The organism is Providencia sp. PROV236 (genome assembly GCF_033676985.1).
Lineage (GTDB): Bacteria > Pseudomonadota > Gammaproteobacteria > Enterobacterales > Enterobacteriaceae > Providencia > Providencia manganoxydans.
The window spans coordinates 1,220,304-1,238,568 of sequence record NZ_CP096297.1; the positions used below are offsets into that span (position 1 = coordinate 1,220,304).

Consider the following 18,265-nt stretch of genomic DNA (forward strand, 5'->3'; position numbering starts at 1 on the left):
AGGTGATGTTGTGACGAAATTATCAGAAAGTTTTTACTTAACATTTTGTGTTGTGGTCAGCTTTCTCATTACTTATCAAGTCGCAGGTATTGATGCGACATTATGGAGTTCGTTGTCAACACTACATGGCTATACTATTTTCAATAAAGCGAGCCGTTACAAAAACATTGTTTATTCATTGTTATGTTCTTTATTTGTATTTGTTGGTTCCGCCTTAGGTTACTACCTTGGAATTAATTATTTATTCTTTATCGTTTTATTTTTAGCGCCTTTTTTCTACTATCAATTTTATAATATTGATTCATCTTTAGATATGTCGATTAAGTACTTTATGATTTTTTATATCATAGGGGCGACATTGAACAAAGCCAGTTTTGATGGGTTAGTGATAGGTTTACTGATTGGTACCTTTATCACACTTGCTTTCTGCTATAGTATGAGTAAGCGTGAAAAGATATCTTTATTTCAGATTAAAAAATATATTTCCCTAAAAAGAGATAAGCTAAACTACAACTTAATTTATCAATCATTGATTTACTCGATTGGGCTAGTGCTATGTGTTTTAGTCTCTAGAGCTATCAATGTAGACCACTTTTTTTGGGCACCGCTGACCTTTATTTTTGTATTGAATCCTAAACTCACAAATATTATTAAGCTAACTCGTGACAGAGTGATTGGTACATTAATTGTGGTGTTTGTATTGTATTTATCCTTCAATACCGCAGTGCTGATGCCTTACATTGGTTTTGCTCTTATCTTATTATTTTCATTCTTGATCCCGATTAGTAATAATAAGAAGAATAATGTATTTGGTACTTTTTGTATCACAGGGTTAGTATTATCACTGATCGAAATGTCAATTTATTTTAATAATGTTGACTACCACTTATTGTCCGAAAGGATCATGGAAACGTTGATAGGTGGTTTGTTCGCTATCGTTTGTAGTTATTGCATTAAATCGTTAATGAAGCGATCTACGGTAAAAACTCACTCTAAAAATTGATTTTCTTGATGTTCAATCGCTTTTTCAATGCGGATCAGTGCTTGGCGGCAACGATATAGCCGCCCAGCTAACGTCGCAATCTCTTTTTGGCATTGGTGGCGTTTTGTGTGATCGCTTAAGGTGCTGAGTTGCAGTTCACGTTCGTTCATCATGCCAACTAAGCGGCGTTCATAATCTTGATGCTGTGCTAAGCGTTCATAAAGATCAACTTGTTCTTTCTTTTCTTGAAAGGCGTTTTCTTTGTCGCGTAAAGATTGTGTCGATAGCTCCCGTGACAGTGCTTGGATTTGATGAGCAATTTTCTCTGTGAGAAAATTTACTTGCTCTTTGTGATTGAGTGATACGCTGTTACAGAGTTGTTGATACAGTTTATCGAGCTCTTTCTGACAGTCACCGAGGTGGGTTGATTTACTACTAAAAAGCTGGCTATCAAAGCGTGAATGTGAAAACTCCTGATCGGCAATGGGAGCAATGCGAGCTTGTAGTTGCTCGATTTGTATCTTTAACACATCTAAAAGAGATTTAGTCTTCATTTTAATTCCAATAAAAGTTAAAAAGTATGAAAAATTGATGTGTGTTAATATACGCTAAATAATTTGAGGGGTGCTATCATACTTAAATGGAAAACACTGAAAATTGAAGTATGATGATCATAGAACACACCGTAAATATACGGCCTCTTATTGCAATTTTATGGTACTTTAAATAGATTCTCCCTTTTCGTATTTAAATTATATTGGCACTTATTATGACCGCGAAAGAGCAACAACTGCAATTAATTAAAGAAAGTATCGCATCAATTCCTGATTATCCAAAGGAAGGTGTGTTATTTCGTGATATTACGACATTATTGAACAATCCCGCTGCTTATCAGGCAACTATTGATCTGCTGGTAGAGCATTATAAAGACAGAGGTGTGACTAAAATTGTTGGTACGGAAGCCCGCGGTTTTCTCTTTGGAGCGCCTGTTGCATTGCGCCTTGGTGTTGGCTTTGTTCCTGTACGTAAAAAAGGCAAATTGCCACGTGAAGTGCTCAGTATGACGTACGCTTTGGAATACGGTACGGATACTCTTGAAATTCATAAAGATAGCATTCAGCCTGAAGATAATGTTTTAGTGATTGATGATCTACTGGCGACTGGTGGTACTGTTGAAGCTACCGTCAAAATGATTAAACAGTTAGGTGCAAATATTATTGATGCCGCGTTTATTATTAGCTTACCTGATCTTGGTGGTGTAGAACGTCTTGCCGCAGAAGGTATCCATTCATTTAGTTTAGTTGAATTCCCAGGCCACTAATCCTAATTTTCACGACTATTTTTATCACAGTCTCGCCGTAAGGGATGAGGCTGTGGTAGCATGGTGCTATCACCCTGTTTAGAAACTGCATAATTCATGAGCTATCAGGTACTTGCCCGTAAGTGGCGCCCCCAAAAATTTTCTGATGTCGTTGGTCAGCAGCATGTATTGACCGCACTCGCAAATGGTCTGGAGCACCAGAGGCTCCATCACGCCTATCTGTTTTCTGGTACCCGTGGTGTCGGCAAAACAACAATCGCTCGTCTCTTTGCAAAAGGCCTTAATTGCGAAACAGGGATCACCGCAACACCTTGTGGTAAATGTGCAAATTGCTTAGAAATAGAACAAGGCCGTTTTGTTGATTTGATTGAAATTGATGCGGCATCAAGAACAAAAGTTGAGGACACCCGCGAGTTATTAGATAACGTACAGTACGCACCGGCTCGTGGCCGCTTTAAAGTGTATCTTATCGATGAAGTGCACATGTTATCGCGTCATAGCTTCAATGCGTTGCTCAAAACGCTGGAAGAGCCACCTGAACATGTCAAGTTTTTGCTTGCGACCACGGATCCGCAAAAGCTGCCAGTGACAATTCTGTCGCGTTGCTTACAGTTCCACTTAAAAGCGTTGGATGTTGCTCAAATCAGCAAACAACTGGAACATATTTTAAATGCAGAAGGTATTGAACATGATAGCCGAGCTCGCCAATTGCTCTCACGAGCAGCAGATGGCAGTTTACGTGACGCACTGAGTTTAACTGACCAAGCCATTGCGATGGGGCAAGGAAAGGTGACCGCGGACATCGTCAGCCAAATGTTAGGCACGCTGGATGATGAACAACCTTTAGCCATTATTGAAGCATTGATTCGTGCAGATGGTATTGCTGTGATGTCGGAAGTAGAACAAGCCGCAGTGCGAGGCGCAGACTGGGAAAACCTACTGGTTGAGATACTTTCGTTGTTGCACCGTATTGCGATGATCCAGTTGTTACCTGCTGCCAAAGAAACGGATCCTTCTTCAACGGAAGGGCGGCTCAGGCAAATTGCACGAATGATTTCGCCAGCAGATTTGCAATTATTTTATCAAACGTTGCTAGTTGGTCGTCGTGATCTCCCTTATGCACCAGAGCGCCGTATGGGCGTTGAAATGGCATTGTTACGTGCATTGGCCTTCCACCCTAAAAATGTGATTGAAGAACCTATATCACCAGCTCCAACGACCCAACTAACTCCGCCTACAGTGGTACGGACGGCGCCACCCGCTCGTCCAGCTCCAGCCGTAATAGCGGAAAATAGCCCAACCTCACAGTTATTAAAAGCCAGAGAAGCCTTGCTCTCTTCGCAGAATGAGGGCTCCAACGCAAAAAAGAATAAACCGGCCGCGCCTGAACAGGCTAAGCCGGCGATGTCAGCACTTGAGAGGCTGGCAGCTGTCACCAGCCAACATCAGCAAAATATAGCGAGCCGTGCAGCGGAAACCAAAAAAGCGACTAAGGCCAAGCCTTATCAGTGGCGACCGCAGTTTGAAGATAGCCAAGCAAAAGAGGCGGTTACAACCCCTACAGAGATAAAAGAAGCGCTCGAATATGAAAAAACTCCTGAATTGGCAATGAAAATTATTGAGGAAGGGCGTGAAAGAGATAGCTGGTCAGCAGAAATTGCACAATTAAAAATACCTAAGCTAGTTGAACAATTAGCTTTGAATTCATATATAGAAAGAATAGGTGAATCGCAAATGGTTTTGCATTTGCGTTCCACACAACGTCATTTGAATAAGCCTTCGGCACAAGAAGCTTTGCAAAGTGCATTAAGCCAACATTATGGTCATCCTGTTGAATTGAATATTGTTCAAGATGATAATAATGAGGTGAAAACACCGCTAGAATGGCGACAAGCAATTTATGAAGAGAAGCTGGCGCAAGCTCGCCAGTCAATTATTGCGGATAAAACGATTCAAAAGCTGCGCTCAATGTTTGATGCTCAGTTAGACGAAGAGAGTATCCGCCCCGTTTAACGCTACAGTCTCTGTGAGTAAGCTGTGGCCTCAGTAGTGAGAGATAACTATGTTTGGTAAAGGTGGTTTGGGGAACCTGATGAAGCAGGCCCAACAGATGCAAGATAAAATGCAGAAAGTTCAGGAAGAAATTGCCAACCTAGAAGCTACAGGCGAATCTGGAGCTGGTCTGGTTAAAGTGACAATTAATGGATCACATAACTGCCGTCGCGTTGAAATTGACCCAAGTCTGCTTGAAGATGACAAAGACATGTTGGAAGATTTGATTGCCGCTGCATTCAATGATGCAGCTCGTCGTATCGAAGAAACGCAAAAAGAGAAAATGGCGAGTGTTTCAAGTGGTATGCAATTGCCACCTGGCTTTAAGATGCCATTCTAATGCAAACCAGTCCGCTTCTTGAGTCGTTAATGGAAGCTTTGCGCTGTCTCCCAGGAGTGGGGCCAAAGTCAGCGCAGCGAATGGCTTTTCATCTACTCCAGCGTGATCGTAGTGGCGGCATGCGCTTAGCGCAGTCGCTCACTCGCGCGATGTCAGAAATAGGCCATTGTCGTGATTGTCGCACTTTTACTGAACAAGAAGTGTGCAATATCTGCGAGAATCCACGGCGTCAGCAAAATGGATTGATTTGTGTGGTTGAAAGCCCCGCAGATATCTATGCTGTTGAACAAACTGGGCAGTTCTCCGGGCGTTACTTTGTATTGATGGGGCACTTATCGCCTCTCGATGGTATTGGGCCTATGGATATTGGTCTTGATAGGCTAGAAGAGCGCTTATCTTCTGAAACCATTACAGAAGTGATACTCGCAACTAACCCGACTGTTGAAGGCGAAGCAACAGCAAACTATATTGGGCAAATGTGTGCGCAATATGGGGTGACAGCCAGCCGTATTGCTCATGGCGTTCCTGTTGGTGGTGAACTCGAAATGGTTGATGGTACAACACTTTCTCACTCCTTAGCGGGAAGACAGAGAATATAGTTATTTTTCAAGCTACAGGTCTACTTGGTAGCTTGAAAAATATTTAATAAAATGAATTAATCACATCCAAATTCCCCTAGCTTTACCGCTTTTTTACCTTACTGAGTTGAATTCTTATTTTTTGCCCCCAGTTAAACTTCATCGATTAGTCAAAACTATCCTATTAGATTGATGATATAGAGGCCATTAATGAGTATGAAAGGACAAGAAACTCGTGGGTTCCAATCCGAAGTAAAACAACTTCTCCAGTTGATGATCCACTCTCTTTACTCAAACAAAGAAATCTTTTTGCGTGAACTTATTTCAAACGCATCTGATGCCGCAGATAAATTACGTTTTAGAGCTCTGTCTAAACCAGAACTGTATGAAAACGATGGTGAACTGCGTGTTCGCATCAGCGCAGATAAAGAGAATGGAACACTGACGATTAGCGATAACGGTATCGGTATGAGCCGTGATGAAGTTATTGATAACTTAGGAACTATCGCTAAATCAGGTACAAAAGCCTTTTTAGAATCTTTGGGCACTGACCAAGCAAAAGATAGCCAAATGATTGGCCAATTTGGTGTTGGTTTTTACTCTGCATTTATTGTTGCCGATAAAGTCACTGTTCGCAGCCGTGCTGCTGGTGCAGCAGCAGATCAAGGTGTGTTTTGGGAGTCGGCAGGTGAGGGTGAATATACTATCGCTGATATCGAAAAAGCTGAACGTGGTACTGAAATCACCTTACATTTACGTGCCGATGAAAGCGAATTTTTAGATAACTGGCGTTTACGCTCAGTTATCAGCAAATATTCTGACCATATTGCGTTGCCTGTTGAAATTGAAGTTAAGAACGAAGAAGACGGCACAATCACTTGGGAAAAAATCAACCAAGCAAAAGCATTATGGACGCGCAATAAATCTGAGATTTCAGATGAAGAGTACACTGAATTTTATAAACATATTTCCCATGATTATGCAGATCCACTAACGTGGTCACATAACCGTGTTGAAGGTAAGCAAGAGTATACGAGCTTGCTGTATATCCCTTCACAGGCACCATTTGATATGTGGAATCGTGAACAGCGCCATGGATTAAAATTATATGTTCAGCGTGTATTTATTATGGATGATGCTGAACAATTCATGCCTAACTATCTACGTTTCGTGCGTGGTGTCTTGGACTCTAACGATTTACCACTCAACGTCTCTCGCGAAATTTTGCAAGATAGTGCATTAACGCGTAGCTTACGTAGCGCACTGACTAAACGTGTGCTACAGATGTTGGAAAAATTAGCTAAGAACGACGCAGAAAAGTATCAAACTTTCTGGCAGCAATTTGGGCTAGTGATGAAAGAAGGCCCTGCGGAAGATAGTAGCAACGGTGAAGCGATTGCTAAGCTATTACGTTTTGCCTCCACTTATAATGAGAGTAGTGAGCAGAGCGTCTCTTTAGAGCAATACATCAGCCGTATGGTCGATGGTCAGGATAAAATCTATTACATTACTGCTGATAGCTATGCAGCAGCGAAGAGCAGCCCTCACTTAGAGCTATTCCGTAAAAAAGGTATCGAGGTATTACTGCTTTCCGATCGTATTGATGAGTGGATGATGAACTACTTGTCTGAGTTTGATGGCAAACAGTTCCAATCGGTGAGTAAAGCGGATGAGTCGCTAGACAAACTAGCAGATGAAAATAAAGCTGAGCAAGAAGAAGCAGAAAAGCAGTTAGAGCCATTTGTTGAGCGTGTTAAAACCTTGCTAGGTGAACGGGTTAAAGAAGTTAAACTCACACATCGTTTAACGGATACACCTGCGATTGTAACCACAAATGCAGATGAAATGAGTACCCAGATGGCTAAATTGTTTGCTGCTGCGGGTCAGGCTGCCCCAGAAGTTAAATATAACTTCGAATTGAATCCAGCACATCCATTGGTCAAGAAAGCATCTGAAGTCACTGATGAGGCTTTGTTTGCTGATTGGATTGATGTGCTATTGGATCAAGCGTTGCTCGCTGAGCGTGGAACATTAGAAGATCCAAATTTATTTATTCGTAAAATCAATGAATTATTATTAAAATAACGCAGCGATGAAGTTTCGTTTTTGAGCAAAAACCACGTTTTAGCTTGTGCTTTAGCGTGGTTTTTTTCTTTTGCGAAAGAAGTTAAATGCGAAAACGTTTACGTGTGTTCTTGAGTAAAGCGCCATGCTAATGGTATGGTATCTTGTTTTCTTTTCAAATTATAAAAAACTAAATAGCAAGGGGTTTACGCAATGCGTATCATTCTGCTCGGTGCTCCAGGCGCCGGTAAGGGCACTCAAGCTCAATTTATTATGGAGAAATTTGGGATCCCACAAATTTCAACTGGCGATATGCTACGTGCAGCAGTTAAAGCGGGTAGTGAGCTAGGTTTACAAGCAAAAGAGCTAATGGATAACGGTAAACTAGTTACTGATGAATTAGTTATTGCATTGGTTAAAGAGCGCATCAAACAAGATGACTGCCGCAATGGCTTCTTGTTGGATGGGTTCCCGCGTACGATCCCACAAGCAGATGCAATGAAAGAAGCTGGCATTAACGTTGATTTCGTACTTGAATTCGATGTACCAGATGAAATCATTGTTGAGCGTATCATTGGTCGCCGTGTACATGCGCCTTCAGGCCGTGTTTACCATGTGACATTCAACCCACCTAAAGTTGAAAACAAAGATGATGTCACTGGTGATGAGTTGACTATTCGTAAAGATGATCAAGAAGATACCGTTCGTAAGCGTTTGGTTGAATATCATGATTTGACTGCGCCTTTGGTTGCTTATTATCAAAAAGAAGCCGAAGCAGGCAATACCAAGTACTTCAAGCTTGATGGTACCCGTAAAGTGACTGAAGTGAGTGCTGAATTAGCAAAAATTCTTGGCTAATTAGTCACCATAGTTACCAGCAAAGGCAGCGATAACCGCTGCCTTTGCTTTTAGGCAATAAAAAGATTGTATTATGTGTTATAAAGTTGGGAATAATTATCATTAAGGAGTAATCATCGTGTCTGAATGTAAATATGGCATTTTATTGGTTAACTTAGGAACCCCTGATTCCCCAACAACCCCAGCAGTTAAGCGTTACCTCGCAGAATTTTTAAGTGATGAGCGTGTTATTGATGTTCCTCGGCTTATTTGGAAGCCTATCTTACACGGTGCTATTTTACCTTTTCGCTCACCAAAAGTGGCTAAGCTCTATCAATCTATTTGGACAGAGGAAGGTTCGCCATTACTAGCCTATACTTTACGTCAAAAGGAAAAACTTGCTCCGCACTTCCCTAATATCCCAATGGAAGTCGGAATGAGTTATGGTTCACCTTCCTTAAAAAGTGCGATTGATGCACTGATGAGCCAAGGGGTGACAGAGTTAGTAGTGTTGCCACTTTATCCACAATATTCCTGTACAACGACAGCAGCGGTTTATGATGGCATTTCTGCTATCTTTAAAAAGATGCGTACAATACCGTCATTACATTTTATTCGTCATTACGCAACACACCCCGATTATATTCAGGGATTAGTGAACTCTATTGAGAAAAGTTTTGCACAACATGGTGAGCCCGATAGATTAGTCATATCGTTTCACGGGATCCCAAAAAGATATATTGAAACTGGCGATATATATGAACAAGATTGTCAAAAAACGACCGATTTAATTAAACAAAGATTAAACTATCCACAAGATCGTATATTGATGACTTATCAATCTCGTTTTGGCCGAGAGCCTTGGTTAACACCATATACTGATGAAACAATGAACGAATTACCTCATAAAGGAGTAACGTCAGTTCAGGTAATATGTCCGGGTTTTTCTGCGGATTGCTTAGAAACACTGGAAGAAATTAGTGAGCAAAATCAACACTTTTTCAAAAGTAACGGCGGAAAGTCATTTCACTATATACCGGCTTTAAATGATAGTGATGACAATATTAACTTATTTAAATCACTTATTAGTAGTAAAATTAGATAGCTTTAACTTTTAAATTGAGATAAAAACGGGTGTTAATCGATATATCATAAATTGGAAAAATCATTATACTAGCCGATATAAAAATTAGTAGTATTCTTAATTTGGTATTTAATTGGAAATTATATGAGCACTGATAAAGAATCGCAGGATGGTAAAACAGCCGCAAAAATACAGGTCCCACAATTTAATATGCAGCAAAGCGATGAAATTGATTTAATGGCCCTGTTTGCTGTTTTAGTGAGAAATAAACTTCTTATTATCGCTATCACTGTTGTTATCACACTTATCAGTGCATTAGTGGTCACTCAGTTACCACAAAAATGGAGTAGTACGGCGGTTATTATTCCGCCATCATCTGAAGAAATCAAAGATATCAATACATTGGGTGCCCAATTAACAGTGTTAGATGTCAAAATTGATTTATCAGCGTCACGAATATTTAGTGCTTTTGTTGATCAATATCGTTCTAAGGTTAACCAAGAAGCTTATGTTCGTAGTACTGAATACTATAAAAAGCTAGCTGAACAAGTTGATCCTGCTGATAAAGAAAATGGTGACCAACGTTTGGTTAATACCATTATCGCGAATAGCATCCAAATCCAAGATCAGTCAAAAGAGAAAAATAGTACGTCAACCGACATCGTACTGACGTTTACTGCACCGCAGCCTTCTGAGGCTCAGGACTTGTTAGCGGGCTATGTCCGCTATACTGCAACAAAGGTCAGGGAACAGTTTAAACTCGATATTCAAAATGCAATTGCGCGTCAGTTAGTATTTGCCAATGAAACTTTCAAACAGGAAGTGACTAAAATTCGTACTGAATATGATGTCAAAGTTGAAAGGTTGAAACGCGCTATTGATATCGCTAAAGCGGCGGGTGTACGTAAGCCTATTGTGACGGATTCTGCAATTATCAGTGATGATCCTGATTATCCTATCGCATTAGGGACTGAGGCACTGGAGAAAAAACTGGCGATTGAGCTACAAAACCGTGATATTGCATTGTTGAGCGAAGACTTACAAATTCGCCAACACTATATCAAAAACCTCTCTGAATTGGATATTGATACTATCGAATTTATGCCAATTAAATTTATTTTAGCGCCTGATTTACCGACGAAAAAGGATTCACCAAAATCTGCATTGATTGTTGCTCTGAGTGCTATCTTAGCTATGATCTTAAGCTGCTCATATGTGTTAACTCGCGAGCTATATCGTGATTTTAAAAAAAATAACACGCTGACTAAATAGCCAATACATTCGCTATACTGGTTATACCTTGAGGTACAGCTAGGCTACACTCACTTATAGCCTAGCTGCACCTCAAACGATTTAGAGTATACAAAGCGAGTACCTTCATGAGAGGTGCCGGCTTTTATTTATCGTGCTAGAATAGCCCTCAATGTATACTTTCAAACTTGTTCACTATGAAATTCCCCGGTCAACGTAAATCAAAGCATTACTTTCCTGTTAGTCTTAAAGATCCGCTGTTACAGCCTATTAAAGAACGTATGGATGACAGTGAAAACTGCAAATCTTATATTGTCGGCATTGACCAAACCTTGGTAGATATTGAAGCTAAAGTCGATGATTCGTTTATTGAACGTTATCAGCTCAGTAAAGGTCATTCGTTAGTTATTGAGGATGATGCAGCAGAAGCGCTGTATGAAGAGTTAACCAGTAATTCATTAATTACGCATGAGTTTGCGGGGGGCACTATTGGCAATACACTGCACAACTATTCAGTGCTTGCTGATGACCGTTCAGTCTTGTTGGGTACGATGTGTAACAACATTCAAATAGGAAGCTATTCTTACCGATACCTATGCCATACCTCAAGTCGTATGGATCTCAACTACTTGCAAGGGGTTGATGGGCCTATTGGGCGTTGTTTTACTTTGATTACTGAAAACGGTGAACGAACATTTGCCATTAGTCCGGGGCATATGAATCGCTTACGCCCTGAAAGTATTCCAGAAGAAATTATTGCAGGCGCTTCAGCATTAGTATTAACCGCTTACTTAGTACGCTGTAAACCCGGTGAGACCATGCCTGAAGCGACCATGCAAGCGATCCATTATGCTAAAAAACACAATGTCCCTGTGGTATTGACGTTAGGGACTAAATTTGTGATTGCACAAGATCCGCAATTTTGGCGTGATTTTCTTGCAGAGCATGTATCAGTAGTAGCAATGAATGAAGATGAAGCATTAGAACTCACTGGTTTTAATGATCCCTTACTTGCCTCTGATATGGCACTAAATTGGGTTGATCTTGTTTTGTGTACCGCAGGGCCATCAGGGCTTTATATGGCCGGTTACACTGAAGAGGCTTTTAAACGAACAACTCAACACCCGTTGCTACCGGGAGCGATTGCTGAATTTAATTTGTATGAATTTAGTCGAGCTATGCGTAGACAGGATTGTGATGTTCCAATGCGCATCTATTCACACATTGAGCCTTACATGGGGGGGCCTGAAAAAATCATGAACACGAATGGCGCAGGTGATGGTGCGTTATCGGCTTTATTACATGATATTACGGCTAATTCCTATCATCGCATGAATGTACCTAATTCAAGTAAACATAGCCGTCAATACTTAACTTACTCTTCTCTGGCGCAAGTATGTAAGTATGCTAATCGTGTTAGTTATCAAGTACTTTCTCAACATTCACCGCGTTTAACACGGGGTTTACCAGAAAAAGAAGATAGTTTAGAAGAATCTTACTGGGAACGATAATTTTTACGAAGTATTTGTATAAACAATACCTCATGGTGTAAAGCCTTGGGGTATTTTTTTGTGGGGAGAAAAAGAAAAAACCCCCACACAGTGGGGGAAGGAGGACACAAAAAATATCATCAATAATGGTTTAGGCGAGATTAAGTATAGCTACTCATATGTTCTAAAAAATGAAGAAAATATGAATAAATTTATTATTGATGTTTCTTATTTAGATTTATTTCAGGATTAAATATCATCGCTGATAGTATCACGAGAGAAAGCAAATATTATCTAATTGATCTTTATTTAAAAAGAGTCAACTGTGTTTTTAGGCGACTAGCAGATAGGGTATTTTTGACAGAATTGACTAATAATTTGAAACAAATAAGAAAAATAAATCTATTGGCGCTCAATTGTGAATACGGAGTGGGATAGGTCATGCTTTATCCCACTCCATCAATAATTTTAATGTTGTGTTACCAACGTACTATTTATTAAAAAGATTACGCTTGTTTCGCAACGGCTATTGGCTGTTCCTGATGAGCATTCTCCAGTGCTTTTTCATCTTCGGCCTCATAACGCATCGCTTGTGGTACTGAAATTTTGATAGCGATGAAGACGGCTAGGAAACCGCCAACCAGTTTGCCCAGTAAAATTGGGATCACAAGATTTGGCTGGAAGTTTGCTGTGAATGCTAAGTGGTCACCAATGGTTGCTTGAGCACAAACACCAAATGCCACACACAGTACTTTATCTCTTGCACGCATATCTTTAAATAAATGATAGGTTGCGATGATATTTGCCATTACCATGATAAAACCTAACGACCCGCTTTCGGTTAACTTTAAACGACGACTAAGCGAACGAACTAAAGGTTTGCAGTAGCGCTGGAACAAGTAGCAAATAGGGAAAGTCCCTGCCAACATGATGCCAATATAGCCAGCGATCTCGATGGCTCGGAATAACTCATTTTGATCGGCAAATAGCGGATCGAAACCCCACACCCCAAACACTTTTGTGAATACGCCTGTAAAGTGTTCTACAATCGAGAATGCCAGTACTAGCTTGACGAAAGCATCCATGATCTTACCAAAAATCAAAAAGCCGGTAACCATCATCATAGGACGATACTTCAAGCCAGCGGCAAGCAAGAAGCAGAACACAAACAGCGGCATTAAGTACTGTAGCATGGTCAGGAAATCAAGAGTCAAATGGTGTGCTGCTGGTGAATTAGTCGAGATAATATCTCTAACAGGGATATTATTGAAGGTGATCAATAATAACGATGCCAATACACCGAAAGGTATTGAAATCAGCCCTGCCATTGCGCCTAGTGCAAGGTATTTGTGATCTTTGCGGTTTAGCATAGTTAAACCAACAGGGATCAAATAGACAATAGTTGCTCCAGAGGTATAACCGATTAGCATCGCCGTGATCCACATATCGCGGTTAGTGGTCAATGCATCTGCTAGCTGGTATCCCCCCATGTCAACCGCAATAATGGATAATGCGGCAATGGAAACATCGGAGCCAACGGATGAGAATACTGGCCCAAGTATATAAGAGATAAGTTGAGAAAGCAGAGGTACAGCTGCCATTATCCCCGCTTGCGCTAAAAATACTGGGCCAATGGAGAAAATACCATTAACAAACTCTTTCCCTAAATCACTGGTAGGTCTAACAATTGAGGCGACGGCGCCGACAACAGCGCCCACCATAATCAAATAAATAATGTAATTACCGAATTCAGCCATAGTAGGGTTTCCTTTTATTATTTTATTAGTGTCTTAATTGGCGAGAACGGGCGATAATATCCCGATATTGCTCCATGACACCTTGCATGCAGGTGCCATCCGGTTGTGTCACGGTGGCATTACGTCTTACTGTCATCTCGTGTGAGATCCCCAACCCTTTACGGGCGAGCAGTGCGGCACCTAAAGCCGTAACTTCACGATTTGCTGGTGTTTCAATATTTTTTTGTAATAAATTAGCGAGAAATTGTTTGAAATATTGGTTGGACGATAACCCTCCATCAACTGAAATTGATTTTCCTAGTGGTGAAATTTTTTCCATTGCAAAAATGACTTCTGCGGAGCGTGCTGCAATGCCTTCTAATACGGATTGCATCATGTCTTTTTTATCGGTATCTAGGGATAGCCCAGCCCAAAGCCCTGCGGCGCTACGATCCCAATAGGGGCATCCTAATCCAGAAAGTGCGGGAACAAAGGCTAAACCGCGTTTGATGGCGGGTTCAGCTCTGAAATCGGCTAACTCATCAAATTGCTCAAATAAGCCAATTTTTTTAGCCCAGTTAATTGCAGAGGCTGCGTTGTAAACACCACCATCCAAGCCGAAAACGGGAGGTTCATCAGGGAATTTCCAACAAAGTGTTGGCAATAATCCGCTTTCATGAGTTTGAGGAATATCAGCCCCGGTTAGTGCTTGTAGAAAGGCACCAGTACCAAAGGTGATTTTTGCATCACCTTTATCACGACAGCCATGTCCGAATGTTCCTGCGAATTGGTCGACAATAATTGCCGTAACAGGCGTTAAATGGCCATCAAGATTAATCGCGCCAAAATCGCCAATATTGTCACGTAATGGTGGTAAACAATGGATTGGCACGCCAAATATTTCACACAGTTGTTCATCCCACTGTAATGTGTGGATATTCAATAATGAGGTTCGTGAAGCTGAATTATAATCGGTAACATAGACACCACATAGCCGATCTAAAAAGAAGGCATCCATAGTGCCAATACGTAACTTGTTTTTATCTGCTAATGTTTTGGCTCCGACAACATTATTAATAATCCATCCCATTTTGCTGGCAGAAAAATAAGGATCCAGTGGTAGCCCTGATTTAGCCTGCACAATAGGCCCCAAGCCGGCATCTTTAAGTTGCTGAATCGTTTTCTCTGTTCGCAAGTCTTGCCAAACAATGGCGTTATAGAGTGGGCGCTTGCTATCAGCATCCCAAGCAACAATGCTTTCACCTTGATGGCAAATACCAATCGCATCAACTACATCACAGCTATATAAGCACTTTAATATATTTGCCAGTATCTCTTCAGGATCATGTTCCACCCAACCACTGTTCAGTGTGATCTGCTTATGAGGAATACTCATTGGGGAATGATAGTGGCCGCTTTCGTCGAAGACGACAACCCGGGTTCCCGTAGTTCCCTGATCGATTGCAGCGTAACGTTGATTGAGCATCGCATCGTTTCCTCATCTCTATACTCGTCATACTTCAAGTTGCAACTTTGTTGAATACGCTCATTCGCATCAGTCACGTTTCTAACGACTTATTCACTTGTCGCTTTGTTGAGTACGTTTACTCGAATGATAACCCTCTTTTAGCAACGGTCTGTATGTCTTGAATTCTGTTGAGCCTAAATGTTGTAAATTGGTCTGTTTTTTTGCTTACTATCGTTCAATCGGAAATAAAATCCACAAAAAACTCACATTATGTTTCACTGATGTGACAAATATCACAATAAAGCAACAATGTGGAATGGTTTTGGGTTTTGTTTGATGTTTGTGTTGTTTTTTGAGTTGTTATTGTGGTTATTGTGTGGTTTTATGTGTGCAAGTGTTAAGTAAAGGATCTCAGCCATGGATATTAATAATAAAAAAATTTGGGATGTCATTGTCATAGGCGGTGGTGTCATTGGCTGTGCGGTGACCCGTAAGTTTACATTGATGGGTGCTAAAACATTATTGCTTGAACGAGGCGGTGATATTTTGTCAGGTGCCAGTAAAGCGAATAGTGCGATATTACATACAGGTTTTGACGCCCCACCAGGGAGCCTTGAACTCGCTTGTATGCAAGAGGGATATCGGGAATTTAAACAAATTCAACATAAAATGAATTTACCTATATTGGAAACTGGCGCTCTAGTCGTTGCTTGGAATGATGAGCAACTTAGCAAACTGGAAGGCATAGTTGAACAAGCACACACCAACAATGTGATGGACGTGGCTTTGATTGATAAAGAAGAGCTTTATCGACGTGAACCTAAATTAGCCGAAGGGGCGTTAGCGGCGGTGATTGTTCCGGGGGAAGCGGTGATAGACCCATGGAGCACACCATTGGCTTATTTAACCCAAGCGGTAAAGCACGGAGCTGAGTATCAATTTCATTGTGAGGTAACTGCGGGCAGTTTGAATGGCGGTTTGTGGAAATTAACCACATCAAAAGGTGAGTTTTCTGCCCGATTGGTGATCAATTGTGCCGGTATTAATGGTGATATTGTTGAATCGATATGTCATCCATCGCCATTCCAAATAAAACCACGTAAAGGGCAATTCTTAGTTTATGACAAAGCCGCTGCGGCGGATATTAATGCCATTATCTTACCTGTGCCAACCGCGATAACCAAAGGCGTTTTGCTGTGCAAAACCATTTTTGGCAATTTATTACTAGGCCCTACCGCAGAAGAGCAGCAAGATCGTTGGAAAGCGGAAGTTAAACAGGAAGTGCTTGAAGATTTGATTTCTCAGGGAGCAAATATGTTGCCATCACTTCATAATTATAGTGTGACGGCAACCTATGCGGGTTTACGGCCTGCTACGCAAGAAAAACATTATCAAATCGCTGATTATCCTGATAAACAGTGGATATGTGCTGGTGGGATCCGTTCAACAGGGCTGACTTCAGCACTGGGGGTAGCAAGCCATCTCGCCTCACTGTATCAGCAAAATTTCGAACCGCTATTTGAATTGTCTCCACCCACTGAGCTCATTTGGCCGCAAATGCCAGTATTGTCTGATTATCATCAACGTGATTATCAATGCAAAAATAATGGTGGCATTGTATGCCATTGTGAACTCGTGACTCAACGAGAAATAGAAGCAACGTTTGATTCCGATATACCACCTGAATGTCTTGGTGCGCTTAGACGCAGAACCCGAGTCATGATGGGGCGTTGTAATGGTTTCTATTGCAGTAGTCAAGTGGCTGAAATTATTAATGGTCGTTTTGACAACAGCTTAGCCGTGGAGGCGGTAAAATGAATTTAAATTATGATGTCATTATTATCGGTTCCGGTCCTGCTGGCGTAGGTGCGGCGCTGTCATTGCGTCGTCGTGGGATCCACAATATTGCGATTTTAGAGCGTGAAGCCCACGCTGGCGGTGTTCCTCGTCACTGTCAACATCCTACTTTTGGCTTATTAGCGTTTAAACGACCCATGAAAGGTAACCAATTTGCTGAAAAAATTGTCAGCAACCTTGGTGATACGGCTATTTTTACCCGTAGCACGGTGATAGATATACTACCGCAAGGCGTGCTAAAGGTTTCAACGCCTGATGGTATTGTTGAAATGCGGGCGAAACGTATTTTAATTGCCACTGGTGTTCGTGAAACACCGCGCCATCCTCGATTAGTATCAGGGCTGCGCCCTCAAGGTGTATTAACTGCGGGGGCATTACAGCAATTTGTGTATCTCAAAGGGAAAAAGCCTTGCTTAAACCCAGTTATCGTGGGAAGTGAATTAGTCAGTTTTTCTGCCTTGTGGACGTTAAAGAATGCAGGGGTTAAAGCTCAGGCAATGATAGAAAGCGGTGAGCGAATATTAGCGTTTAAAGCTGCAACCTTATTTGCTAAAGCAATGGGCACACCTTTGTATCTTAATAGCAAGATCATTGAGATTGGTGGCTTAGAGCGTGTGGAATATGTGGTTATTGAGACCGCAGGTAAAACACAGAAAATAACCTGTGATGCTGTTATTTTTACTGGCAGTTTTGTCGGCGAAAATACCCTGATCCGTAAAAGTCACCTTGATTTTGATGCGAGTACAGGAAAACCAGTCACCGATCAATTTAGTCGTTGCTCTGACCCGAGTTACTATGCTGCGGGGAATATGCTGCATCCTGCCGATATGGGGGATCAGTGCTATCAAGAGGGCATATTAACGGGACAATATATTGCAGAAGATTTACTTGAAAACCATCATCAAGAGGTCGTTAGACATACACCACGGATCCCAGTGAAATTTGCTGAACCAATTCGATTTAGCGTACCTGCATGTATTGATTATACGAGCCAGAAAATTGAACTAGTTGATTTTAATATTAAAGTGAATTCAGCATTCACGGGAACTATTCAAGTGGTTGCGGGTAATACAGTTCTTTATAAGAAAAAAATTCGTTGCTTACCGACTCGTCGTATCCTATTGAAAGGTATTGATTTAACAAAAATTAAGCCTGATGCTACGGAAATTTGCATCAGTGTTGTATAGTGCTGTAAATGTTAAATA

Annotated in this window: 15 protein-coding genes; 12 read left to right on the plus strand and 3 right to left on the minus strand. The window is 41.1% G+C overall.

The window, feature by feature from the left end; all coding sequences use genetic code 11:
* Positions 1–10: 10 nt before the first annotated feature.
* Positions 11–1,003, plus strand: a complete 993-nt coding sequence (locus M1E96_RS05255; protein ID WP_140181761.1) for an FUSC family protein — start codon at positions 11–13, stop codon at positions 1,001–1,003.
* On the opposite strand, the gene priC is transcribed toward M1E96_RS05255, so the two are convergent.
* The gene (priC, locus tag M1E96_RS05260) at positions 988–1,536 is read right to left on the minus strand and encodes a primosomal replication protein PriC (RefSeq protein ID WP_070925178.1); all 549 of its coding nucleotides are present in this window, start codon (positions 1,534–1,536) and stop codon (positions 988–990) included. The genes M1E96_RS05255 and priC overlap by 16 nt on opposite strands.
* 215 nt (positions 1,537–1,751) lie before the next feature.
* On the opposite strand from priC, the gene apt reads away from it, so the two are divergent.
* The 9 genes from apt to M1E96_RS05305 all read left to right on the plus strand — a co-directional run bounded on the left by apt (position 1,752) and on the right by M1E96_RS05305 (position 12,020).
* Entirely contained in the window at positions 1,752–2,303 is a 552-nt protein-coding gene (gene apt / locus M1E96_RS05265) for an adenine phosphoribosyltransferase (protein WP_272580215.1), read from the plus strand.
* A 96-nt stretch (positions 2,304–2,399) separates the two neighbouring features.
* Positions 2,400–4,316 (plus strand): DNA polymerase III subunit gamma/tau, encoded by a 1,917-nt coding sequence (gene dnaX, locus M1E96_RS05270; protein WP_272580214.1) that lies wholly within the window; start codon positions 2,400–2,402, stop codon positions 4,314–4,316.
* 49 nt (positions 4,317–4,365) lie between these two features.
* Positions 4,366–4,695 carry a YbaB/EbfC family nucleoid-associated protein gene (locus M1E96_RS05275; RefSeq protein WP_070925175.1) on the plus strand — a complete coding sequence of 110 codons (330 nt, stop codon included), beginning with the start codon at positions 4,366–4,368 and terminating at the stop codon, positions 4,693–4,695.
* On the plus strand, positions 4,695–5,294 hold the full coding sequence (recR, locus tag M1E96_RS05280; RefSeq protein WP_070925174.1) for a recombination mediator RecR: 600 nt from the start codon (positions 4,695–4,697) through the stop codon (positions 5,292–5,294). The genes M1E96_RS05275 and recR overlap by 1 nt, the downstream gene beginning before the upstream one ends.
* Positions 5,295–5,483: 189 nt before the next feature.
* Entirely contained in the window at positions 5,484–7,358 is a 1,875-nt protein-coding gene (gene htpG / locus M1E96_RS05285; protein WP_139158606.1) for a molecular chaperone HtpG, read from the plus strand.
* Between the two features lie 192 nt (positions 7,359–7,550).
* Positions 7,551–8,195 (plus strand): adenylate kinase, encoded by a 645-nt coding sequence (gene adk, locus M1E96_RS05290; RefSeq protein WP_070925173.1) that lies wholly within the window; start codon positions 7,551–7,553, stop codon positions 8,193–8,195.
* Between the two features lie 118 nt (positions 8,196–8,313).
* Positions 8,314–9,279 (plus strand): ferrochelatase, encoded by a 966-nt coding sequence (gene hemH, locus M1E96_RS05295; protein WP_140185810.1) that lies wholly within the window; start codon positions 8,314–8,316, stop codon positions 9,277–9,279.
* Positions 9,280–9,402: 123 nt separating this feature from the next.
* Positions 9,403–10,530, plus strand: a complete 1,128-nt coding sequence (wzz(fepE), locus tag M1E96_RS05300; RefSeq protein ID WP_140181749.1) for an LPS O-antigen length regulator Wzz(fepE) — start codon at positions 9,403–9,405, stop codon at positions 10,528–10,530.
* 176 nt (positions 10,531–10,706) lie between these two features.
* Positions 10,707–12,020 (plus strand): inosine/guanosine kinase, encoded by a 1,314-nt coding sequence (locus M1E96_RS05305; RefSeq protein WP_272580212.1) that lies wholly within the window; start codon positions 10,707–10,709, stop codon positions 12,018–12,020.
* A gap of 485 nt (positions 12,021–12,505) precedes the next feature.
* Here M1E96_RS05305 and eutH read toward each other — a convergent pair whose 3' ends face one another.
* Both eutH and M1E96_RS05315 read right to left on the minus strand, forming a co-directional pair.
* Positions 12,506–13,756 (minus strand): ethanolamine utilization protein EutH, encoded by a 1,251-nt coding sequence (gene eutH, locus M1E96_RS05310; protein ID WP_272580211.1) that lies wholly within the window; start codon positions 13,754–13,756, stop codon positions 12,506–12,508.
* 25 nt (positions 13,757–13,781) lie between these two features.
* Positions 13,782–15,221, minus strand: coding sequence for an FGGY family carbohydrate kinase (locus M1E96_RS05315; RefSeq protein ID WP_272580210.1), 1,440 nt, complete (start codon positions 15,219–15,221; stop codon positions 13,782–13,784).
* 399 nt (positions 15,222–15,620) lie between these two features.
* Here M1E96_RS05315 and M1E96_RS05320 point away from each other — a divergent pair, with 399 nt between their 5' ends.
* Positions 15,621–17,021: an NAD(P)/FAD-dependent oxidoreductase gene (locus M1E96_RS05320; RefSeq protein ID WP_272580209.1), complete on the plus strand. Its 1,401-nt coding sequence runs from the start codon at positions 15,621–15,623 to the stop codon at positions 17,019–17,021.
* Positions 17,018–18,247, plus strand: coding sequence for an NAD(P)/FAD-dependent oxidoreductase (locus M1E96_RS05325; RefSeq protein ID WP_272580208.1), 1,230 nt, complete (start codon positions 17,018–17,020; stop codon positions 18,245–18,247). Before M1E96_RS05320 ends, M1E96_RS05325 begins: the two co-directional genes overlap by 4 nt.
* The last annotated feature ends 18 nt before the right edge of the window (positions 18,248–18,265 follow it).